Source organism: Croceibacterium xixiisoli (assembly GCF_009827305.1).
In the GTDB taxonomy this organism is placed as follows: domain Bacteria; phylum Pseudomonadota; class Alphaproteobacteria; order Sphingomonadales; family Sphingomonadaceae; genus Croceibacterium_C; species Croceibacterium_C xixiisoli.
In genome coordinates this window covers 244947-263352 of the sequence record NZ_WTYJ01000001.1, presented here as the reverse complement: position 1 = coordinate 263352, position 18406 = coordinate 244947, and the positions used below count along the sequence as shown (strand labels likewise).

Genomic DNA, 18406 nt, shown 5'->3' with positions numbered 1-18406 from the left:
ACCCCGCCGTGCCATCGCTGTCTGATGCAATCCGTGCCGCCCTGTTGACGGGTGATCCGCGCAGCAAGGTCATGGCCACGCGAAAACTGGTGCGCGACTGGCGGATGGGGCGGCTTGCCGGACATGGCGACACGCCGATGCCGGACAAGCCAGCCTGGCCCGACTATCTGGAGCTGTTGCCACCTGGCCGAATGCCGAAAAGACGGCGCGGCGGATCGGAGCAGACGCGGATCGCGCTGTGGCATTCGCTGGCCCATATCGAGTTCGTTGCGATCGATCTGGCGCTCGATATGGTGGGCCGGTTCGGGGCGGACATGGCGCCGGAATTCACGGATGACTTTCTGGCCGTGGCCGCTGACGAGGCGATGCATTTTGCGCTCATCGAGCGGAAATTGCGCGCGCTGCTTACGCATTACGGCGCGCTGCCTGCGCATGGCGGCCTGTGGGAAGCAGCACAGCTGACCAGCGAGGATGTCGCGGCGCGGCTGGCGCTGGTGCTGGAAGCGCGCGGGCTGGATGTGACGCCGGCAACCCGTGACCGGGTAGAGGCACAGGGCGATCGACAGGGCGCCAGACTGCTGCAGCGAATCCTTGACGATGAAATCCGCCATGTCCGGATGGGCGTAAAACACTTCACCAAATGGTGCGAAATCCATCAGGAATCCCCGGCGGATCACTGGAAAACGCTGGTAGCGCGGCACTTTCACGGCACCCTGCGGCCACCGTTCAACGACTCAGCGCGTCTTGCAGCCGGTTTGTCGCGCGATTTCTACACGCCTGTTGCGTGATTAACCTTTACCCCGGATACCTCTCAACCGACGAGAGGGACGGGAGTTCCAAACGGATCACATTTCGACGGGCCGGAGCGGGGCATGATTGCACCGTGCGGATAGCTCGGGGCCCGCATCGGGTAACCGATGTACGAGAATAAAGGGATCGCATGTTTCTCAAGCACGGACTCGGGGCAATTGCCGGTTTGGTCGCCACGCTGGCAACGCCCGCACTGGCCAATGAAACCGCCGCAACCACGCAGATTGCTGGTTCGGTAAAGGCAGAATCATCCATTTCCGGCGACACGGAATTCCGCGAACTGTTCGCCAGCTGGGGCGGCGAAGAAAGCCGCGCCACCGGTATCATCCCGACCCAACCGCGTGCAGCCGTTGCCATCCCCTCGCAGTCACCGATGCAGGGCTATCGCCTGTCCAGCAGTTATGGCATGCGCAATCACCCGGTTCTGGGTGGCCGCCGCGCCCATTCCGGTATCGATCTGGCCGCGCCGACCGGCACACCCGTCTATGCCACGGCCGATGGTCTGGTATCGCGTGCCTCGCGCTTCAGCAGCTATGGCAATTTCATCTCGATCGAACATGGCGGCGATCTGCAGACCCGCTATGCCCACCTGTCCGGCTATGCCGTCGCCGAAGGTGACCGCGTCACCAAGGGCCAGCTGATCGGCTTCGTCGGTTCGACCGGCCGTTCCACCGGCCCGCATCTGCATTATGAAGTCCGCGTATCCGGCGATGCCGTCGATCCCCGCCCCTACATGACCGGCGATATCCAGCTGGCGGCAGGTGAAGTCGAAGGCGGTCGCGGCGGCCCCGAATAAGCCGACAGGCAAGGCACCAGAGCGTGCTCGAGAAAAGGCGGCCGGGGCGACCCAGCCGCCTTTTCTCGTTCTGGCGCCAGAGGATTTCCAGGCAGGCGAAATCACCTCTGGCTCGGACCCGGTGCAAGCGGATCGCCGCTCTAGATGCTGATCGCGGCCTGCCAATGATCATGCAGTGCCCTTACATTGCCGCTGGTCAGGATCGGCATGGCGGCCTGCAGGCGATCGTCATCCCAATCCCACCAGCGCATCTGCAGCAGCATATCCACCTCTGACGGATCGAAGCGATGGCGGATGATCCGGGCCGGGTTGCCGCCGACGATGGCGTAGGGTTCCACATCGCGTGTCACCAGCGCGCGGGTACCGATGACAGCACCATGGCCGATCGCCACCCCCGGCATCACGATTGCTTCCGATCCGATCCAGACATCATTGCCGATGACCGTATCCCCCGCCGGCAGATAGCCATTTTCAGCCCGGGCGAAGGCGGCAACCTCCGGCATCCAGTGGAAGGGAAACGTGCTGATCCAGTCGTTCCGGTGCCCCTGATTGCCAGCCATGATGAAGGCTGCCCCGGAACCGATCGAACAGAAGCTGCCGATGATCAGCCGATCGACGCCTTCGTCCGGCAGCAGGAAGCGGGCGCAATCATCAAATCCATGGCCGTGGTAGTAGCCCGAATAATAGCTGTAGCGACCCACCACGATGTTGGGATGGGTGACCTGACGATCAAGCGTGATGCCCTTGAACGGGCTGTCGAAGACATGTGCCATGATAGTGTACCATTGATCTGCAGCCGCACAGAGCGGCCCTGGGTTCGCACGCGCGAACGAGACCGGTCTGCATTGGTAGCGGACCGGGGCAGGTGCTTCCCGCGCCAGGGCGCGGAAGCAGCTTCAGATGGTACAGTCTGCCAGCTTCATGAATGCATCATGCCGCAGAAGAACGAGGCAATGCAACCGCCAGCCCAGGCCGCCTGTCATGCCTGCGCGATCGCGGACATGACAGGCGGCAGGTGTCAGGCCGGAGCGGCCGCGAGCAGGCGTTCGGCAATGCGGCGCACGTCGGCGGCCATGTCGTCACGCGCCAGCGCCAAGGCCAGCGTGGCTTCGATGAAACCGGTCTTGCTGCCACAATCATAGCGCGCGCCGTCGAAGGTGACCGCGTGGAACGGCTGACTGCCGATCATGCGCGCCATGGCGTCGGTCAGCTGGATTTCCCCGCCGGCGCCCTTTTCCTGGTTTTCCAGCGTGCGCATCACATCGGGCTGCAGAATATAACGGCCAGAGATGATCTTGTTCGACGGTGCCTGATCCACCGGCGGCTTTTCCACAAGGCCGCGCACTTCGATCAGATCGCCATTCGCCGCGCCCGGATCGATCACGCCATAGCTCGACACCTCTTCATGCGGGACATCAAGCACGGAGATGAGATTGCCGCCAACCTGATTGTAGGCGTCGACCATCTGCGCCAGGCAGCCGGGTTTCCCGACCATCAGTTCATCCGGCAGCAGCACGGCGAAGGGCTCATCACCCACGATTGCGCGGGCACACCAGATGGCATGGCCCAGACCCATTGGGACCTGTTGCCGCACGGTGATGAGATTGCCAGGAGTAAAGCGGGTGGGTTCAAGAACGGACAGATCCTTGCCCCGTTCGGACATGGTGCGCTCGAGTTCGAAGGCGATGTCGAAATTTTCGACCAGAGCGGTTTTGCCGCGCCCGGTGACGAAGATCATCTGCTCGATCCCCGCCTCCCGCGCTTCATCCACGGCATACTGGATCAACGGCCGATCAACGATCGGCAGCAATTCCTTGGGAATAGCCTTGGTGGCGGGCAGGAAGCGCGTGCCCAGTCCGGCGACTGGGAAGACGGCTTTGCGGATCGGCTTGCGAACGCTCATGTAATGCCCATACGAAGAGCAGGATTAACAGGTCAACCACCATGTAACGCGGTTTTATGCCGGACCAATTTTCCGCCTGATGCGTTGGTCAGACGTGACCGGGAAAATGTCAGCATTGGCTGACAGGGCCGGAGCAAGGAGAGAGGCATGGCATTGGTGAAACTGGCCGCAGTCGGAGTCCTGGGCTTCGTCGGATACAAATTCGTCCGCCTGTTCATGGCCGGGCCTGACGGCTATGCCCATACTGCACCGGAAGTGCGCGACGCGGGGCCGGATGCCATGCGCGACACGCCGAAGAGAGGCTGGGACCAGGTTGATCAGGCCAGCGACGAAAGCTTCCCGGCCAGCGATCCGCCGGCCAATTACTGAATTCCGCAGCTGCGAGGCAATCCAGCCTCTGCCGCTCAGAGAGTCAGGCGGCTAGCCAGCCATAGACGGATCGCCCCCGCCAGCCCTGGCGGGGTGTCTGCGGCGATGCGTTCGGCATCAATCCGCGCCACCAGGGCGTTCAGGGGCAGACCTTCAGCCTCTGCCGCTTTTCTGAGCATGGCCCAGAAAAGCGGTTCCAGACTGATCGAGGTCTTGTGACCGGCAATTTCGATCGAGCGCTTGACCGGCGGATGGTAGAGATCCGGCGCGGTCACCGCATCAATACATGTGCTGGCCACCGTTGATCGACAGGGTCGATCCGGTAACGAAAGCGGCATCGTCGGAAGAAAGGAAAGCCACGCCACGGGCGATTTCCTGCGCCTTGCCCAAGCGGCCGACCGGAATCTTGGCAACAATCTTTTCCAGCACATTGGCCGGCACCGCCGCCACCATGTCGGTGTCGATGTAACCCGGTGCGATGGCGTTCACGGTGATGCCGAACCGCGCCCCTTCCTGGGCCAGTGCCTTGGTGAAGCCATGGATGCCGCTTTTCGCAGCAGCATAATTGACCTGTCCATATTGGCCGGCCTGACCATTGATCGAACCGATATTGATGACCCGGCCCCAGCCGCGATCCTTCATACCCGGGAAGGTTGCCTTGGCCATGTTGAAGCAGCCGCCCAGATTGATGCGCATGACATCGCGCCAATCGTCAAAGCTCATCTTCAGCAGCGTGCCGTCGCGGGTGATGCCGGCATTGTTGACCACAACATCGATCGGACCCACTTCAGCCTCTACCCTGGCGCAACCCGCCAACGTTTCTTCATGTTCGCCCACATCCCATTTGTAGGCAGGGATACCGGTTTCATCGGTGAAGGCGCGTGCCTTCTCCTCATTGCCGGCGTAATTGGCGACAACGGTGAAGCCGTCGTTCTTCAGCGCTTCGGAAATGGCCCGGCCGATACCCCGGGTACCACCGGTGACGATTGCAACGCGCGACATGCTAGCTCCCCCAAAAACATTGGTAATTCGGGAGTTTAAGCATGTTCACGGGCGTTGCGTAAAGCGCAAAAGCAAAAGAAATACTTGCTTACAAATGGGCGTTTACACAGGGCGAAAAGCGTCCGGAACCACCCGGAAAAAGCCGGCGACCATCAGAATCAGAAGCGGAATTCGGTTCCGATATAGACCGCCTGGGTTTCCTGCTTCGCCGGTTCGGTGATCGGCACGATCCGATCGCGTTCCTGCGAATAACGCACGCCTGCCGTCACGTCCAGATTGCGGGTCAGGCGATAGCTGCCGCCCAGATCGACGATCTGCTGGCCACCATCATCGATCGTGCGCTGGCCACGGCCAGCGACGCGATCACGATCTTCAAGCGCGATTCGCGGTGCGAAGCGGCTGGGTTCTTCCCTCGCACCCGGCGAAGGACGAAACTCGGACAGATCAGGCATCGCCGCGTCAGACAGCTGGCGCGACAGGGCCAACGGCCTTTCCGGCGCCGCCGGCTTCGCAAAGCTCTGGAAATTGCGCGATATGCCCAGATTGTAGCGGGTCGGAGCAATGCCCAGACCGGTATCGGCGGCAATCTGATCCTTGGCGGCGACACCACCGGCACGCGCCGAAATAGAGCGCGCGGCGCGCTGGTCGATCCGGACAGCAACAGTCACCGACCGGTTGCCACGTTCGGCGACACCTGCCGGTGTAAAGCGCATCATCGGCGCCGAGCCACTGCTGTGTTCGGCAACGAAGCGGGCCAGGCGTTCATCGACGGAAGCGGGGGTGAAGGAACCGAAGCGCCCGGCTGCGGTCACATTGACCAGGCTGCCCTGCGCCATATCGCCAAGGGCAAAACCGGCGGTGGGGATGGCGACGCAGGCCGACACAGCCAGCGCGATCGCGATCCCGCGTCGACGCATATCAAGGCTGTTACCGCGCTTCTTCACCTTATCACCTGCCCCATATGTCCGCGAAAAGTGCGGACGATAGCCCTATATCCCTGAACCGCCTGTTAAACCATCGCGATCCACCGACGGTCCAGCTGATTCTTATTCTCAACAATCCTAAGCCCGGGTGTATCCCTTTGGCGAGTCCGCATCGCCTCTGAACGTCAAGTTTGACAGGAGTGTTGCACAGCTTCAACAATTGGCGCGACAGTTAACCGCCGGTTCACCGCCCGGTAGCGCAAAAGGACCCCGCAAACGAGGCCCCGAAACGCGAGCCCTTCCCCGAACTTGCCGCCTGCGCCACGCAGACTATAGAGGCGGCAAAGGCAGAAGCTCCTTTCAGAGAAACAGGACCGAGAATGGCGTCACCCAGCATTTCCGCGATCTTCAAGGCCGTCACCCCGGCCATCGCGAATCAGCGCGTATTGCATGTCGCCCTGGTGGGCGGTCTCGGGCTTGCGCTCGCCGCATGCGGTGGCGGTGGTGGTCGGCCCAAGGCCGATATCGCCGCATCGCAGGTCAACGCCATCGGGGTGAATTCCTATCTGTGGCGGGCCGCGCTCGAAACACTGTCCTTCATGCCGCTGACCCAGGCGGACAGCACCGGCGGCGTGATCGTGACCGACTGGTATTCCAGCCCCGATGCCCCGACAGAGCGGGTCAAGCTGTCGGTGACCATTCTGGACCAGGATCTGCGTGCCGATGCCGTGCGCGTGGCCGCCAGCCGCGAAGTGCAGCAGGGCGGCGCCTGGGTGCAGGCCCCGGTTCAGGCCGCCACCGTGCAGAAACTGGAAGACATCATCCTGACCAAGGCGCGCGATCTGCGCCGGTCCGCCATCGGCTGATCCCTTGTTGCAGGCGGTCCCGGTTCGTGATCGGATCGGGTCGCCTGCAGCGACACCGCATTTTCCCGCATCCGGACATGGCTGCGTTCAGGGCCTGCGTTCAGGATGCCATGATTTCCGGGCCGGCAGGTGATTCCCCCTGCGCCGAATTCGCTCTAGGGGGGCACCATGACCGAAACCCGATTCGAACCGTCGCAGGCCGACGGGCGCTGGCAGCGTGCGTGGACCGACGCCCGCAGTTTTGAAGCCGACAGCGGCAGCACCAAGCCCAAGATCTATGTGCTGGAAATGTTCCCCTATCCTTCGGGGCGCATTCACATCGGCCATGTGCGCAATTACACCATGGGTGACGTGCTGGCCCGTTACAAGCGGATGACCGGGCATGAGGTGCTGCACCCGATGGGCTGGGACGCCTTCGGCATGCCAGCGGAAAACGCCGCAATAGAAAAGGGCGTCCATCCCGGCGCCTGGACCTATGACAATATCGCCAATATGAAGGCACAGTTGCAGCGGCTGGGCTTTGCGCTGGACTGGAGCCGCGAACTCGCCACCTGCGACCCCGCCTATTACGGGCATGAGCAGGCGCTGTTCATCGATCTGTATCAGGCGGGCCTGGTCTATCGGAAGGAAAGCGCAGTCAATTGGGATCCGGTCGATCAGACCGTGCTGGCCAATGAGCAGGTGATCGACGGGCGCGGCTGGCGGTCCAACGCGCTGGTCGAAAAGCGCAAGCTGAATCAGTGGTTCCTGAAGATCACCGATTTCGCGCAGGATCTGCTCGACGGGCTGGGCACGCTGGATGGCTGGCCCGAAAAAGTCCGGCTGATGCAGGAAAACTGGATCGGCAAGAGCCAGGGCCTGCAGTTCAGCTTCAACCTGACCAATGGCGAGACGCTGGACGTCTATACCACGCGGCCGGACACGATCTTCGGCGCCAGCTTCGTGGCGGTGGCGCCCGATCATCCGCTGGCGCAGGCGATTGCCGCCAACAATTGCGAAGCGGCCAGGTTCATCGAACAATGCCGCGCCGGCGGCACCACGGCGGCGGAGTTGGAAACCGCCGAAAAGCTGGGCTTTGACACCTGTATTGCGGCGGTCCATCCGCTCGATCCGCAGCGGCGCCTGCCCGTCTATATCGCCAATTTCGTGCTGATGGATTATGGCACCGGGGCGATCATGGCCGTGCCCGGCCATGATCAGCGCGATTTCGACTTCGCGACCAAATACGACCTGCCGATCATCCGCGTGGTGGCATCGTCCGCCGATGCGGCGGATGCCCCGTTGACCGAAGCGGAAGCCGGCGATGGCGTGCTGGTCAATTCCGCGATCCTGAACGGCATGAGCGTGGCCGATGCCAAGGCTGCCGTGATCGGTCGGGCCGAAAGCGAAGGCTGGGGCGAAGGCAAGACCGTGTGGCGCCTGCGCGACTGGGGCGTGTCGCGCCAGCGGTACTGGGGCACGCCGATCCCCTTCATCCATTGCGATGCCTGCGGCGTGGTGCCCGTGCCCAAGGACCAGCTGCCCGTGGTGCTGCCCGAAGATGTCGACATGTCGGTGCCCGGCAATCCGCTGGTCCGCCATCCAACCTGGAAGCACACGCAATGCCCGAGCTGCAGCGCGGAGGCGACGCGGGAAACCGACACGCTCGACACCTTCATCAACAGTTCGTGGTATTTCCTGCGCTTTGCCAGCCAGCCGACGGACAAGCCGTTCGATACAGCCGAAATCGCCCAGTGGATGCCGGTGGCGCAATATATCGGCGGAATCGAGCACGCGATCCTGCATCTGCTCTATGCCCGGTTCTGGACCCGCGCGCTGGCCCATATCGGGGCGCTGGAGGTGAAGGAACCCTTCGCCAGCCTGTTTACCCAGGGCATGGTGACGCATGAAACCTATGAGCAGAAGAACCCGGACAATGGCCAGCCGGTCTATTTCACCCCGGACGAGGTAAGCCGCAGCGGCGAGGGCGCCGTGCGGATTGCCGATGGCAGCGCGATCACCATCGGCCCGGTGGTGAAGATGTCCAAATCGAAGAAGAATGTCGTCGATCCCGACGCCATCGTCGATCGGTTCGGCGCGGATGCGGTGCGCTGGTTCATGCTGTCCGACAGCCCGCCCGAACGCGATCTGCCCTGGTCGGCCGCTGGCATCGAAGGCTGCGCGCGTTTCGTCCAGCGGTTGTGGCGCCTGTTTGCGCAATATGACGCGGCCGCCACGGGGGAAGACAAGTCGCTGGCGCGCAAGATGCACCAGACGATCGCGGCCGTGGCCGGCGATGTGGAGGCGCTGTCGTTCAACAAGGCCGTGGCGCGGATTTACGAGCTGACCAGCGCGGTCGACAAGGCGGCGGCATCGGCCGATCGCAGCGCCGCCATTCGCGCCATCCTGCTGCTGATCGCCCCGATGATGCCGCATCTGGCCGAAGAGGCGTGGGAACGGATCGGCGGCGAAGGGCTGATCGCCGATGCGGCCTGGCCGGCGGTCGACCCCGCCCTGCTGGTGGATGACGAGGTGACCATCGCCGTGCAGGTGAAGGGCAAGCTGCGCGACACGCTGACCGTGGCCAAGGGCCTGCCCTCCGCCGAATTGGAAGCGCTTGCGCTGGCATCCGAGAAGGTCCAGCGTGCGATCGATGGAGCAGAGGTTCGCAAGGTGATCGTCGTGCCCGACAGGCTGGTCAATATCGTCGCATGAGGATGCTGCGCGCTTTTTCGCTGGCGGCGGTCGCCGTGATGGCATCGGCGAGCCTGAGCGGTTGTGGGCTGCAGCCGATGTATGCCGGCACCAAGGGCGCCGCCGTGGCGCAGGGGCTGTCGGCGGTCGATGTACCTGCGATCCAGGGGCGCGCCGGCTGGCTGATGCGCAATGCCCTGCGTGATCGGCTGTCCGCCGGGGGCAGTGCAGAACCCGCCTATCGGCTGGACGTGCTGCTGGATGATCGGCTGGAAGGCATGGGCCTGCTGACCGACGAAACCGTGGGCCGGCAACGGCGCACGCTGCGGGCGCGGTTCCAGTTGGTGGAGCTGTCCACCGGGCGCGTGCTGGTGGATGCCACGGCCGGATCGGATGCCGGGATCGACGTGGTCAGTTCCGAATATGCGACCATCGCCGCCGAACAGACCGCGCTGGAAAATCTGACCCGCGATGTCGCGGACCGGATCGTGACCCGGCTGTCGCTGGCGCTGCGCGCGCAGTCGTGAAGGCCAGCCAGCGCGATTTTTCCAACGTCGCGCAGCGCGCGGCGGGATCGCTGCGCATCGCGTTTTTCTGCGGACAGGACGAAGCCGGCGCGACCGAGGCGGCGCAGCGGCTGGTGGGAATTTTGCCGGAAGCGGGCGAGCGGGTCGAGATTGCCGGCGCCACGCTGCGCAGCGATCCGGTGCTGCTGGCGGATGAGGCGCGATCGACGTCGCTGTTTGGCGACAAGCGGCATATCTGGGTGCGCGCCAATGGCGATGAAGCGCATGATGCGGTGAAGAATTTGCTGGCGGTGATCGACGGTGGCGAGGGCGATGGGGCCTGCCCGGTGCTGATCATCGCGACATCGGCCACCGACAAGGCGCGGACGGCCAAGCTGCTGGAAAACCGGCCCGACGGGCTGGTGGCTATGTTCTATCCGCCTGATTTCCGGACCATTACCGAAGATGTGATGACCATTGCCCATGGCGAAGGGCTGAAACTGGGCCGCGATGTGGCTGAACGGATCGCCCGCGCGGTGAGCCTGGATATACGGCTTGCACGGTCCGAAATCGCCAAATTGGCACTATATCTTGATGCGACGCCGCATGCGCCGAAGATGGCGGATGGGGAGGCGCTGGATGCGATTGGGGCGGCGACTGAGGAGGATGGGTTTATGCCGCTGGTCAACGCCGTGCTGTCGGGCGAGAGCGGGCGGCTGGCGGCGGAATTGCAACGGATGCGCGATGTTTCGCTGAACCCGGTGGCCGTGCTGCTGGCGATGGAACGGCGGGCGGCGCAGCTGGCGCAGCTGACCGCGCGGCTGGGACCGGGCGGGCGGATCGATGATTTTCTAGAGCAGGAACAACGCGCTAGACGGGTGTTCCGCAATGACCGGCGCGATCTGGCGAACCAGTTGCGGCGCTGGAATGCGGGCAAGCTGGAGCGGCTGGTGCTGCGGTTGGCGGCGCTGCATCGGGCGCTGCTGGCCAACAACCAGGCGGCCGAATTGCTGCTGTCGCAGGAGCTGACCGACATCACCCGGTTCGCCGCCGCGCGGCGCTGAGGCGCGCGCAGGGGTACGTAGCAGCGCGCCCTGCCTGCGCATGAGCACGCCCCACCACCGCCGCGACCCCGATTTCACCGCGCAGCCCTTGTGGTCATCGGCCCGAAGGCACATCTTGCCCGGCGATGCAGGATATCCGGTTCCACACGCTGGCCGACGGCCGGCAGATCGCCTTCCAGCAATTGGCCGGGCATGGCCCGACGCTGGTGTTCCTGCCCGGATACATGTCCGACATGGCCGGCAGCAAGGCCGCCGCGGTGATGGATTTTGCCGAACGGACCGGCCGGGCGTGCCTGTTGCTGGATTATTCGGGCTGCGGACAGAGCAGCGGCGATTTTGCCGATGGCACGCTGTCACGCTGGCGCGATGAGGTGCTGGCACTGATTGCCGCGCGGCTGGAGCCGGAGAGCCCCGTGCTGCTGATCGGATCATCCATGGGCGGCTGGCTGATGCTGCTGGTGGGGCAGGCGCTGGGGCCGCGACTGGCGGGCATGATCGGCATCGCCGCCGCGCCCGATTTCACCCAATGGGGTTATGACGCGGACGAGCAGGCGGTGCTGGCCGCGGGCGAGGTGCTGCGGCGGCACAACCCCTATGGCCCCGAACCGACCCCGACCCATCCCGCATTCTGGCAGGATGGCCAGGCGCTGCGCCAGCTGGAGGGGGAGATTGCGATTACCGCGCCCGTTCGCTTGCTGCACGGGCAGGACGACGCCGAGGTGCCGCCAGCGGTGTCTGCCCGACTGACGGCAGCATTGCGTTCAGACGATGTGCAGCTGACGCTGGTGAAACGCGGCGACCACCGCTTGTCCCGCGATGGCGATATCGCCCTGCTGCTGCAGACGATCACCACCCTAGGCTGACGAGGCCCTGCCATGATTCCCGCCATCACACCGTTGTTCCAGTCCCTGCTGTTCGCCCAGGCATCCGCCGTGGGCCTGACCGGGGAGGAAGCCCGGCTGCAGACCTGCATGGCGCAGGCGCGGCAGGACCCGGCGAGTGCGATTACCGAGGCATCGCAATGGGCCAGCGAAGTGGCCGGGCCCGATGAAAGCAATCCGCAGCAATGCCTGGCCTATGCCTATATGAGCCTGCTGCGCTGGCAGGCGGCCGAAGAGGCTTTTCTGGCCGCGCGCAATGCCCGGGCGCCGACGGACAGTGCCGCGCGGGCCCGGCTGGCGGCGATGGCGGGCAATGCCGCGCTGGCCGAAGAGCGCCATGAGGCGGCGCTGACGAATTTCGACCTGGCGATTGCCGATGCGCGCAGCGCCGGCAACATGCAGCTGGCGGGCGAAGCCATGTCCGACCGGGCCCGCGCGCTGGTAGGGCTGGATCGCGAGGATGAGGCGCGGCAGGAACTGGACCGCGCGCAGAAGGAAATCCCGCAGGATGCCGAGGTGTGGCTGCTGTCGGCGACGCTGGCCCGGCGGCAGGACGATCTGACGACGGCGCAGGCGCAGATCGCCACGGCCGCACGGCTGGCGCCGCAGCTGCCCGCCGTGGGGCTGGAAGCCGGGCTGATCGCGGCGCTGGCGGGCGATGAGGCGGCGGCGCGCAAGAGCTGGCATTCGGTGATCGAGCTGGCGCCCAATTCCCCGGAGGCAGCGGCCGCCGGCAATTACCTGGCACAACTTGATGGAGCCCCGGCAGGCCGATGATCCCCCTTTCCGTATTAGATCTGGTCCCGATCCGCGAAGGCGGGGATCCCGCCACCGCGCTGCAGGATGCCCTGCGCGAAACCGGCCGGCTGGCCGCCGCCGCCGAAAGGCTCGGCTATCACCGGTTCTGGGTGGCCGAACACCATGCCACGGCGGGCATCGCCGGGGGCGCCACATCGGTGGTGCTGGCGCATGTCGGCCATAGCACCAGCACGATCCGGATCGGTTCGGGCGGGATCATGCTGCCCAATCACAACCCCTTCGTGATTGCCGAACAGTTCGGCACGCTGGATGGGCTGTTCCCCGGTCGCGTCGACCTGGGGCTGGGCCGCGCGCCGGGGGCTGCGGGCATTGTGGCCCAGGCGCTGCGCAAGGATCTGCACCGGGCGGCCGAATATTTCCCGCAGGATGTGGTGGAACTGCGCGCGCTGTTCACCGGGGATGTCGACCTGCGCATCACCGCGACGCCGGGCTTCGGCGCGCAGGTGCAGATGTGGATGCTGGGATCGAGCCTGTTCGGTGCGCAGCTGGCCGCGCGGCTGGGCCTGCCCTATGCCTTTGCCAGCCATTTCGCCCCTGATCATCTGGATGCGGCGCTGGCCACCTATCGCGCGCAGTTCCAGCCTTCGGCACAGCTGGACAAGCCGCACGCCATGGCAGCGATGACCGTGATCGCCGCCGAGACCGATGCCGAGGCGGAGCTGATCGCCACGAGTCAGGACCAGAGCTTCGTGCGGTTGCGGACCGGGGACCCCGGCCGCCTGCCCCCGCCGATCCGCGATTATCGCGCTGATCTGCCCGATGTCGCCCGCGCCATGCTGGAACGCATGGATGTGGCCCGCGCGGTAGGATCGCCCACGACCGTGCGCGAACGGATCGGCCGCTTCATCCAGCGCACCGGCGCGGATGAGCTGATTCTTTCGGGCGCAACATTCGACCCCGAAGCCCGCAGCCGTTCGCTGGAACTGGTGCAGGAAGCCATGAGAGGCTGATCGGGAACGGCTGATTTTGGGGGTGGCGACCAGCACTCAAAGGTTCATACCATAGGCAGCGGCCGGACGAACCGGTCGCCCCGCCCGTCTACGAACGGACAGATACAGGAGAGAGCGCGTGGCAACAGCGGAAGTGCACGACCAGCCCCATCATGGCCCCGAGCAAAAGGCCATGATTGCCCGGCTGCGCGATCACATCGCCGCATCGCTGTTGCCGGGTGAGGCGCAACTGACCAGCGAGGCGCTGGATGAAGCGGCGGCGTTCCTGTTCGAGGCCGCGCAGCAGCGCAAGCATGGCACCGCCGGGCTGCTGCTGCGCAGCGGCACGGGCACGCAGCGCAGCCTGCGCATCGCGGTGATCAACAAGGATATGCCGTTCCTGGTCGATTCGATTGCGGCGGTGGTATCGTCCCACGGACTGCCGATCGACCGGCTGGTGCATCCGGTGCTGCCCGTCAGGCGCGATACCGATGGCACGCTGACCTCCATGCCCGAGGGCGAAGGGGCGGGCGAACGCCAGGAATCGATGATCTATATCGAAACCGTGCGCGTGGATGCCAAGCTGCGCCGCGCGCTGGAGCAGGATCTGGCGGTGGCGCTGGCCGATGTGCGGGCCGCCGTGCGCGACTGGCCGCAGATGCGCGCTGCGATGATCGACGATGCCGATCTGCTGGCCGATCCCGAAGGGGCCGCGCTGCTGCGCTGGCTGGCCGATGATCGCATGACCATATTGGGCCATGTCACCCGCCGCCGCGATGGCACGCGCAGCGATACGCTGGGCATTTGCCGCGCCAGCCGCCGCGCCTTGCTGCCCGATGATGCCTATGACCGGGCCTTTGCCTGGTTCGACGGCAAGGATGGCAAGCCCGGGCGGGCTCCGCTGATCCTGAAGGCCGACCAGCTTTCGACCGTGCATCGCCGGGTGCCGATGGATCTGTTCATCGTGCCGCTGCTGGAAGATGGCCGGGTGACCGCGCTGTCTGTCCATGCCGGGATCTGGACCAGCGCGGCGCTGGGCGCGCATCCCGATCAGGTGCCGATCATCCGCCAGCGCCTGTCCCTGATCATGGCCAGACTGGGCTTCGAACCGCAGAGCCATGACGGCAAGGCGCTGGTCCATGCGCTGAGCGTGTTGCCGCATGATCTGGTGATCGGGTTTTCGCCGCGCGACACATCGCATGTCGCCACCACGCTGATGGCGCTGACCGACCGCCCCCGCCCGCGCAGCGTGGTGGTCTCCGCCCCGCTGGAACGGCACATCTTCGCCTTTGCCTGGCTGCCGCGCGACATGATGTCCGTCACCACGCGGCTGGAAATCCAGGAGCTGATCGAGCGCGAAACCGGCGCCACCACCGTGGATTGGAGCTTGATGGTGGAAGGCGGGGCGCTGGCCATGCTGCGCTTCATGCTCGACAATGAGGGTGGAAAAGGCCGGGTCGACAGCCAGCATATCGACAGCGCGCTGCAGGATATGCTGCGCGGCTGGGGCGATGCGGTGGAAAGCGCGCTGCGCGAGGATGAGGAGGCCGGCCGCGCCGCCGCGCTGGCCACCCGCTATGCCGAAAGCTTCCCTTCCACCTATCGCACTGCCTATGGTCCGCCGGAAGCCGCACAGGACATTTTGCGCCTGCGCGCCCTGCCCGCCGCCGAAGACACCTGCCCGCTGGGGCGCGATGCGCGATTGTTCCGCCATGCCGCCGACCCCGATGGGCAGTTGCGGCTGAAAATCTATCAGCAGGGCGGCGCCATGCCGCTGTCCGACGCGGTGCCGGCGCTGGAGAATTTCGGTTTCCGCGTGCTGGCGGAAAAAGAGACTGAGCTGACCGGCGGGGATCACGACACGATCCATGATTTTCACATCGCCCTGCCCGCAGGCGAGGCGGCCGAGCCGCTGCTGGCCCGGGCCGAGGCGATCGAGCAGGCGGTGCGCGCGGTTATCAACGGGCTGGCCGAAGACGATGTGTTCAACCGGCTGGTGATCGGCACCGGGCTGAGCGCGGGCGAGGCCGACTGGCTGCGCGCGATCTATCGCTATCTGCGGCAGGCCAATGTCAGCTTCACCATCTATACGGTGGTCGATGCACTGCAGGGCGCGCCCGCCGTGGCCCGCGCGCTGGTGCAGCTGTTCCGCACGCGGCACGACCCCGATTTCACCGGCGACCGCGACGCGGCCGTGCAGGAGGTGGAAGAGGCAATCCGCGCCGGGCTGGCCGAGGTGGCGGCGATCAATGACGACCGCCTGCTGCGGCTGTATTGGGCGACCATATCGGCGATGCTGCGGACCAATGCCTTTGCCCCGGCGGCCAGCGAAGCGCTGGCGTTCAAGCTGGATTCGGCGCTGGTGCCGGGCCTGCCCAAGCCCGTGCCGTGGCGCGAAATCTTCGTTTATTCGCGCCGCGTGGAGGGTATCCATCTGCGCGCCGGGCCGGTGGCGCGCGGCGGGCTGCGCTGGTCTGACAGGCGGGACGATTTCCGCACCGAAATCCTGGGCCTGATGAAGGCGCAGCGGGTGAAGAATGCGGTGATCGTGCCGACCGGGGCCAAGGGCGGGTTTTATCCCAAGCGGTTGCCCAATCCGGCGATCGACCGCGATGCCTGGTTCGAGGAAGGGCGCGAAAGCTACAAGCTGTTCATCCGCACCCTGTTGTCGCTGACCGACAATATCGTGGATGATGCGGTGGTGCATCCGCCCCGGGTGGTGATCCATGACGGGCCCGACCCCTATTTCGTGGTGGCGGCGGACAAGGGCACGGCGACATTTTCCGACACCGCCAATGCCATCGCCCGCGATCTGGATTTCTGGCTGGACGATGCCTTCGCCAGTGGCGGTTCCAATGGTTACGACCACAAGGCGATGGGGATTACCGCGCGCGGGGCGTGGATTTCGGTGCAGCGGCATTTCCGCGAAATGGGCATCGATGTGCAGAGCCAGCCGGTGCGCGTGGCCGGTTGCGGCGACATGTCCGGCGATGTGTTCGGCAATGGCATGCTGCTGTCCAAGGCGATCCGCCTGGTGGCCGCCTTCGACCACCGGCATATCTTCATCGACCCCGATCCGGACCCGGCGGCGAGCTGGGAAGAGCGGGAGCGGATGTTCGCCCTGCCCCGATCCAGCTGGGCCGATTATTCGGAAAAGCTGCTGTCCAAGGGCGGCGGCATCTTCCCCCGATCGATGAAGCAGATTCCGCTGTCGCCCGAAGCGCGCGCGGTGCTGGGCATCAATGAGGAATCGCTCGACCCCGAAAGCCTGATCAATGCGATTTTGAAGAGCCCGGTCGACCTGCTGTGGTTCGGCGGGATCGGCACCTATATCCGCGCCGCGACCGAAACCGATGCCCAGGTGGGCGATCCGGCCAATGACGGGCTGCGCGTCACCGCCGCCGAAGTGCGCGCGCGCGTGGTGGGCGAAGGGGCCAATCTGGGCGTGACCCAGGCGGCGCGCATCGAATATGCGCTGCATGGCGGGCGCATCAACACCGACTTCATCGACAATTCGGCCGGGGTCGATTGTTCGGACAATGAGGTGAACATCAAGATCGCGCTGGCCGCCGCGCGGCGGGCCGGGCGCCTGTCCGAACCGCGCCGGATCGCCCTGTTGCGCGACATGACCGACGAGGTGGCCGAGCTGGTGCTGGAAGACAACCGGCTGCAGGTGCTGGCGCTGTCGATCGCCGAACGCGGCGGCGCGCCCGCCGTGCCGGCGCTGGTGCGTTTGATCGAAGCGCTGGAGGATATCAGCGATTTCGACCGCAAGACCGAAGGCATTGCCGACAGCCAGGTGCTGACCCGCAGGGCGACCGACGGCCAGGGGCTGACCCGGCCCGAGCTGGCGGTGCTGATGTCCAATGCCAAGCTGGTGCTGCAGGAGGCGATCGAGACCAGCGATCTGGCGCAGGACGATGCCACGGTGCCGCTGCTGCTGGAAAAATTCCCGCCGCAGATGCGCGAACAGCAGCGCAAATATCTGCTGACCCATCAGCTGCGCGGTGAACTGGTGGCGACGGCGATTGCCAACCGCATGGTCAACCGCATGGGCATGGTCCATCCGTTCGAACTGGCCGAGGAAGAGGGCGCCGGGCTGGATCTGGTGGCGGCGGCCTTCGTGTGTGCCGGCGAATTGCTGGGCATGGAAAAGGTGTGGGACGCGATCGATGCGGCCGACATGCCCGAACAGGCGCGGGTGATGCTGTTCGATCAGGCGGCCCAGGCGCTGCGCGGCCATATGGCCGATCTGCTGCGCACCGGCGGCCCGGCCCGCGCGCCATCGCGCATCATTGGCGATGTGGAGAAGGGCGTGGCCGATCTGATCGACCATGTCGACGATCTGCTGGCCGCCGAAGCGCGCGACCATTCGCAGGCGATTGCCGGCGAACTGACCGGCGTGGGCGCGCCGGAGGACCTGGCGCGGATGGTGGCCAATCTGTTCGCCGTGGACGGGGCCATCGGTCTGGCGCAGCTGGCGCGCGAAACCGGCATTCCGGCCGTGCAGCTGACCAATGGCTTCATCGATCTGGGCGAACGGCTGGGGCTGGACTGGGCGCAATACAAGGCATCGGTCATGAACCCGTCCGACCCGTGGGAACGGCTGCTGGTGGCCGGCCTCGCCCGCGATTTCCAGCAGATGCGGTTCGATTTCCTGCGCGGGCTGAAAAAATCGGCCGATCCGGTGAGCCACATCACCGGCTGGGCGGAGAGCAATGCGACGCCGATCCGGCATTTCCGCAATGTAATCGCCCGGGCCAAGGCGTCTTCGCCGCTGACGCCGGCGATGCTGGCGCGGCTGGCGGGGCAGGCGCGGAATTTGTTGCAGCGGGTTTGAGGGGTGGCGGGGCCCACCCACTCAG

The 18406-nt window shown here is 65.2% G+C and carries 16 protein-coding genes; 11 read left to right on the top strand and 5 right to left on the bottom strand.

Annotated elements, in window-relative coordinates; genetic code table 11:
- The first annotated feature begins 8 nt into the window (after positions 1-8).
- The gene (locus tag GRI97_RS01270) at positions 9-788 is read left to right on the top strand and encodes a ferritin-like domain-containing protein (protein WP_328598473.1); all 780 of its coding nucleotides are present in this window, start codon (positions 9-11) and stop codon (positions 786-788) included.
- A gap of 152 nt (positions 789-940) precedes the next feature.
- Positions 941-1606 (top strand): M23 family metallopeptidase, encoded by a 666-nt coding sequence (locus GRI97_RS01265; protein WP_161389337.1) that lies wholly within the window; start codon positions 941-943, stop codon positions 1604-1606.
- 140 nt (positions 1607-1746) lie between these two features.
- Here the strand turns inward: GRI97_RS01265 and catB are convergent, their stop codons facing one another.
- A complete protein-coding gene (gene catB, locus GRI97_RS01260) occupies positions 1747-2379 on the bottom strand; it encodes a type B chloramphenicol O-acetyltransferase (RefSeq protein WP_161389336.1) in 633 nt (210 codons plus the stop codon).
- Between the two features lie 245 nt (positions 2380-2624).
- Positions 2625-3509, bottom strand: a complete 885-nt coding sequence (locus GRI97_RS01255; protein WP_161389335.1) for a UTP--glucose-1-phosphate uridylyltransferase — start codon at positions 3507-3509, stop codon at positions 2625-2627.
- 147 nt (positions 3510-3656) lie between these two features.
- Between GRI97_RS01255 and GRI97_RS01250 the strand changes: the two genes are divergently transcribed.
- Positions 3657-3878 carry a hypothetical protein gene (locus tag GRI97_RS01250; RefSeq protein ID WP_161389334.1) on the top strand — a complete coding sequence of 74 codons (222 nt, stop codon included), beginning with the start codon at positions 3657-3659 and terminating at the stop codon, positions 3876-3878.
- 35 nt (positions 3879-3913) lie between these two features.
- Here the strand turns inward: GRI97_RS01250 and GRI97_RS01245 are convergent, their stop codons facing one another.
- The 3 genes from GRI97_RS01245 to GRI97_RS01235 form a co-directional block, all read right to left on the bottom strand.
- Positions 3914-4153, bottom strand: coding sequence for a ribbon-helix-helix domain-containing protein (locus GRI97_RS01245; RefSeq protein ID WP_328598472.1), 240 nt, complete (start codon positions 4151-4153; stop codon positions 3914-3916).
- A 4-nt stretch (positions 4154-4157) separates the two neighbouring features.
- Entirely contained in the window at positions 4158-4880 is a 723-nt protein-coding gene (phbB, locus tag GRI97_RS01240) for an acetoacetyl-CoA reductase (protein WP_161389333.1), read from the bottom strand.
- 158 nt (positions 4881-5038) lie between these two features.
- Positions 5039-5824 carry a hypothetical protein gene (locus tag GRI97_RS01235; RefSeq protein WP_328598471.1) on the bottom strand — a complete coding sequence of 262 codons (786 nt, stop codon included), beginning with the start codon at positions 5822-5824 and terminating at the stop codon, positions 5039-5041.
- A 359-nt stretch (positions 5825-6183) separates the two neighbouring features.
- On the opposite strand from GRI97_RS01235, the gene GRI97_RS01230 reads away from it, so the two are divergent.
- The 8 genes from GRI97_RS01230 (at position 6184) to GRI97_RS01195 (ending at position 18381) form a co-directional block, all read left to right on the top strand.
- Positions 6184-6669, top strand: coding sequence for a DUF3576 domain-containing protein (locus tag GRI97_RS01230; protein ID WP_161389332.1), 486 nt, complete (start codon positions 6184-6186; stop codon positions 6667-6669).
- A 168-nt stretch (positions 6670-6837) separates the two neighbouring features.
- Positions 6838-9363: a leucine--tRNA ligase gene (gene leuS / locus GRI97_RS01225; RefSeq protein WP_161389331.1), complete on the top strand. Its 2526-nt coding sequence runs from the start codon at positions 6838-6840 to the stop codon at positions 9361-9363.
- A 2-nt stretch (positions 9364-9365) separates the two neighbouring features.
- Positions 9366-9869, top strand: coding sequence for an LPS assembly lipoprotein LptE (lptE, locus tag GRI97_RS01220; RefSeq protein WP_377019601.1), 504 nt, complete (start codon positions 9366-9368; stop codon positions 9867-9869).
- Positions 9866-10912, top strand: a complete 1047-nt coding sequence (gene holA / locus GRI97_RS01215; RefSeq protein ID WP_161389329.1) for a DNA polymerase III subunit delta — start codon at positions 9866-9868, stop codon at positions 10910-10912. Before lptE ends, holA begins: the two co-directional genes overlap by 4 nt.
- Before the next feature lie 125 nt (positions 10913-11037).
- Complete coding sequence (locus GRI97_RS01210; RefSeq protein WP_161389328.1) at positions 11038-11775, top strand: alpha/beta hydrolase; 738 nt, start codon at positions 11038-11040, stop codon at positions 11773-11775.
- 12 nt (positions 11776-11787) lie between these two features.
- Complete coding sequence (locus tag GRI97_RS01205; RefSeq protein WP_161389327.1) at positions 11788-12570, top strand: tetratricopeptide repeat protein; 783 nt, start codon at positions 11788-11790, stop codon at positions 12568-12570.
- The gene (locus tag GRI97_RS01200) at positions 12567-13562 is read left to right on the top strand and encodes an LLM class flavin-dependent oxidoreductase (protein WP_161389326.1); all 996 of its coding nucleotides are present in this window, start codon (positions 12567-12569) and stop codon (positions 13560-13562) included. Before GRI97_RS01205 ends, GRI97_RS01200 begins: the two co-directional genes overlap by 4 nt.
- Before the next feature lie 172 nt (positions 13563-13734).
- Positions 13735-18381 (top strand): NAD-glutamate dehydrogenase, encoded by a 4647-nt coding sequence (locus GRI97_RS01195; RefSeq protein ID WP_161390750.1) that lies wholly within the window; start codon positions 13735-13737, stop codon positions 18379-18381.
- Positions 18382-18406: the final 25 nt, after the last annotated feature.

Coding starts and splice junctions, on each gene's coding strand:
- GRI97_RS01250 (WP_161389334.1), top strand. CDS start 3,657: ATGGCATTGGTGAAACTGGCCGCAGTCGGAGTCCTGGGCTTCGTCGGA.
- GRI97_RS01255 (WP_161389335.1), bottom strand. CDS start 3,509: ATGAGCGTTCGCAAGCCGATCCGCAAAGCCGTCTTCCCAGTCGCCGGA.
- GRI97_RS01200 (WP_161389326.1), top strand. CDS start 12,567: ATGATCCCCCTTTCCGTATTAGATCTGGTCCCGATCCGCGAAGGCGGG.
- GRI97_RS01210 (WP_161389328.1), top strand. CDS start 11,038: ATGCAGGATATCCGGTTCCACACGCTGGCCGACGGCCGGCAGATCGCC.
- GRI97_RS01205 (WP_161389327.1), top strand. CDS start 11,788: ATGATTCCCGCCATCACACCGTTGTTCCAGTCCCTGCTGTTCGCCCAG.
- leuS (WP_161389331.1), top strand. CDS start 6,838: ATGACCGAAACCCGATTCGAACCGTCGCAGGCCGACGGGCGCTGGCAG.
- GRI97_RS01195 (WP_161390750.1), top strand. CDS start 13,735: ATGATTGCCCGGCTGCGCGATCACATCGCCGCATCGCTGTTGCCGGGT.
- lptE (WP_377019601.1), top strand. CDS start 9,366: ATGCTGCGCGCTTTTTCGCTGGCGGCGGTCGCCGTGATGGCATCGGCG.
- catB (WP_161389336.1), bottom strand. CDS start 2,379: ATGGCACATGTCTTCGACAGCCCGTTCAAGGGCATCACGCTTGATCGT.
- phbB (WP_161389333.1), bottom strand. CDS start 4,880: ATGTCGCGCGTTGCAATCGTCACCGGTGGTACCCGGGGTATCGGCCGG.
- GRI97_RS01230 (WP_161389332.1), top strand. CDS start 6,184: ATGGCGTCACCCAGCATTTCCGCGATCTTCAAGGCCGTCACCCCGGCC.
- GRI97_RS01265 (WP_161389337.1), top strand. CDS start 941: ATGTTTCTCAAGCACGGACTCGGGGCAATTGCCGGTTTGGTCGCCACG.